We start from the raw sequence: 2,931 nt of genomic DNA, 5'->3' as shown, positions 1-2,931 counted from the left end.
CTCCGTCAGATCCCAAGAGCCTCACTGCAAGATGGCCATCGCTGTTGTAGCTTACTTGGGCCCGTTGACCTGCAAGCCGTTCCTTAACATGCTCGTGCCCATTGGGCCGCTTAATAATCTCGATCATGCTATTACCTCCCGCCATGTTTCACTCTAGAATGTTTGAAAGGTATCTTTACTGTTTGAACCATGTTGTGGAAATGCCCCATCCAGGTGTCAATCTGGCGATAGAGATCCTGGAGTTCCCCGTTATTGTCAATTTCTAGTACCGTCAAATGGTCGAGTTCAGTTTCAGAGATATGGTTAAGCCGCTCCAAATCCACCTTGCCGTCACGCTTTTTAAGCCTGGCCAATCTGGTCTCATAATTGCAGTTCAAGCGTACCGGCACAAAGCCCTGGCCGGCAAAAAACTCGAATTCGTTCCTATACCTGATGTCCTCAACCACAACATCGGGAAGAGCTTCGTTTTCAATCTTGCGGTGAAGGTATCTAATCCAGACTTCCGGATCTATCTCCCGCATTTTGGTCCCCAGGTCCTGATAAAGGGTCCTGTTTTTGCCATGATGGGGAAATAGTTCGCGGGCAATCTCTTTGAGCTTGTCAGACAGAGCATACCTCTCGAAACTATATTTCTTAACCAGATATTCCGCAGTGGTGCTTTTACCCGCCCCGGCCTTACCTAAAAGCATTATCCTCATTATCGGTCCCCCTCGATCCGTTCAAAGTGAATTCCTGCCTCGCTCAACAACCGCTGCGTCATATCGTCCGGGTACCCGTCGGCGAAGTAGATGGCCTTTATGCCGGCGTTTATCAGGGTCTTAGCGCACATGCTGCAGGGCTGATGGGTGACGTAGATCTCGGCACCCTGAGTACCAACACCGAACACGGCAGCCTGAATAATACAGTTCTCTTCGGCGTGTACGCCCCGGCATAATTCGTGCCTCTCGCCGGAATTGACCCCTAACTTATCCCGCAGGCAGCCGACCTCGCGGCAGTGAGGGAGGCCTTTGGGCGCGCCGTTGTATCCTGTAGCTATCAGTCTGTTATCTATCACCAGGACCGCTCCAACCTGGCGCCTGAGGCAGGTACTGCGTGCCGCCATAGTCCGGGCTACAGCCATGAAAGTCTCCCGCCACGAAGGCCTACCCTCATACCGTCCCATGATTAAGCTCCTTTGACACGACGATTGGAAATTGCCCTAACTTCTGTGATGGAGAAAACGTTATCCCCGTTGATCAGCATCTGTTCGCCACCAGCCATCTGTATGACCATCCACCCGCCAACGTTACCCAGTCTTTCCACATCAGAAACGGTCTCGGTGTCACCGTTACTGTACTTGATAACCAGGCAGGTCCGGCCGACGGTCTCTAGACGTTCTTCTTTAATCAGCATTTTCTTATAGCCTCCGTCCTCGGTAAGTTTATAGATGACAGTCTTGGTAAACTCAATACAACACTCCGGGCAAAAGTAGCGGTCCGGTTGGCGCTGCATTCCGTAGGTGAGCTTATTTGCTTCCTTCCCGCACTTGGGACACTTCATGCCATATCCTCCCCGGGAAGATTAAGCTCCTGGAGAAAAGACCGCACCGCCCGCACAAGATTATCTTCCGCCTCGCCCGAAGGGAAAAGAAATGGTTCTACTACCACCCCTACAACTCCCAAGGGTATGTCATAAGGATGGTCGTCAATGCAAACATGTGGCTCGTCGCCCTGTGTGATCCGGGCGCCCTTTTCGTAATAACCGTCAAGATATTTATCCAAACCGTGTAGACGGGCAAATCTTCTGGCGTGCTCTACCCCGGCGCCGGACCAGAGGAAAACCCGACGACCCTCAGCTTTTAACAGCCGGAACAGTTCCAGGCAACCAGGCCTCACAGAATGTGGCGGCCGTAGAGCCGCTATGGTGCCGTCTACATCAAAGAACACGTTCACCTGTTATCCCCTCCTTGCTGGAATTTTCTATTTCGGGCGAAATGGCCCGCCTCTCCAATTTGGCAGAGGTATAATTCATAAGCCCGTGGATAAATTCCCTTATTTTGCTTTCCTCCCAATGGTAGTGCTTCATCAGGTACTCCCCGGCCATCATCACGGCAGCTTGAAATCCTGCTTTAACCGCCTCTTGCTTCTCGTTGTCGCATTGCTGGCGCAGCGCCCGTAGGCGTGACTTAAATCGCTGCATATCACCTTTGCCCATTGCTTTCCCTCACCCCACCACGGGAAATTAGCCGAACCTCGACCTGCCGCCGACCCCAGGCCTTGGCTTTTTGCGGGTCATCAAAGTAAACGTCCAACCTGTTGCCTTTAATGGCCGAACCTGTGTCCAGCGCCACCGCGTAACCATATCCTTCTATCAATAGCACAGAATGGAGGGGAATGACATCGGGATCAACCGCCACAGCGCCCCGCATAGCCGGCAATCCGGAAAAGGTTATGCCATAGTCCGGATCTCCAGGTTTTTTCCCAGTGCTTTCATAGCCCGAAGTATAGGCCGTTGCCTCCATAATCAATGTTGTTCCTTCAGGTAACAGAAGGGCATGGATATTACGGTTAGATAAGGCGGCGGAGTGATCGTTTCCGCTGGCGAATGTCTCTAAAGATATAGTTTCCAAACTACTGCCGGGCGCTCCTGACTCCGAACCTCCTTCGCCGGTCTTCGCTGCCAAAAGCCACACTATAAGAGTTATCGCCACACCCAGTAGAAAATAACCGCGTGGTTTTACTTGCATTTTCCCGGTCATTTAGATCCCTCGCCTTATTGTTTGATTGCCCCTGGAATAGGTGACATTCCGGGCAGTCCTTTTGTACCTCCTTTAACAGCAATACCAATGCCTTTGCATCTTTGATTGTGTCCATGGCAACGCGCATTCCTTGAACTTCGCGGTAAAACTTGAGGTCGCTTTCGATGTTCTCGGCATACTCCAGGGCTTTAGCC

General features: G+C 51.7%; 6 protein-coding genes. All 6 read right to left on the bottom strand.

What is annotated here, in order from left to right; translation table 11 throughout:
- Nucleotides 1-131: 131 nt before the first annotated feature.
- The 6 genes from HPY58_14105 to HPY58_14080 are packed head-to-tail and all read right to left on the bottom strand — an operon-like array spanning nucleotide 132 to nucleotide 2,737.
- The gene (locus HPY58_14105) at nucleotides 132-698 is read right to left on the bottom strand and encodes an AAA family ATPase (GenBank protein NPV30746.1); all 567 of its coding nucleotides are present in this window, start codon (nucleotides 696-698) and stop codon (nucleotides 132-134) included.
- Nucleotides 698-1,162 carry a cytidine deaminase gene (locus tag HPY58_14100; GenBank protein ID NPV30745.1) on the bottom strand — a complete coding sequence of 155 codons (465 nt, stop codon included), beginning with the start codon at nucleotides 1,160-1,162 and terminating at the stop codon, nucleotides 698-700. The genes HPY58_14105 and HPY58_14100 overlap by 1 nt, the downstream gene beginning before the upstream one ends.
- A 2-nt stretch (nucleotides 1,163-1,164) precedes the next feature.
- Nucleotides 1,165-1,539, bottom strand: coding sequence for a hypothetical protein (locus tag HPY58_14095; protein ID NPV30744.1), 375 nt, complete (start codon nucleotides 1,537-1,539; stop codon nucleotides 1,165-1,167).
- A complete protein-coding gene (locus tag HPY58_14090; GenBank protein ID NPV30743.1) occupies nucleotides 1,536-1,931 on the bottom strand; it encodes an HAD family hydrolase in 396 nt (131 codons plus the stop codon). The genes HPY58_14095 and HPY58_14090 overlap by 4 nt, the downstream gene beginning before the upstream one ends.
- Nucleotides 1,915-2,193, bottom strand: a complete 279-nt coding sequence (locus HPY58_14085; GenBank protein ID NPV30742.1) for a hypothetical protein — start codon at nucleotides 2,191-2,193, stop codon at nucleotides 1,915-1,917. The genes HPY58_14090 and HPY58_14085 overlap by 17 nt, the downstream gene beginning before the upstream one ends.
- Complete coding sequence (locus HPY58_14080; protein ID NPV30741.1) at nucleotides 2,180-2,737, bottom strand: 3D domain-containing protein; 558 nt, start codon at nucleotides 2,735-2,737, stop codon at nucleotides 2,180-2,182. The genes HPY58_14085 and HPY58_14080 overlap by 14 nt, the downstream gene beginning before the upstream one ends.
- Nucleotides 2,738-2,931 lie beyond the last annotated feature (194 nt).

It is taken from the genome of Bacillota bacterium (assembly GCA_013177945.1).
Classification (GTDB): domain Bacteria; phylum Bacillota; class DSM-12270; order Thermacetogeniales; family Thermacetogeniaceae; genus Ch130.
Note: the sequence above shows the minus strand (reverse complement) of the source record. Positions and strands in the feature narration are given on the sequence as shown.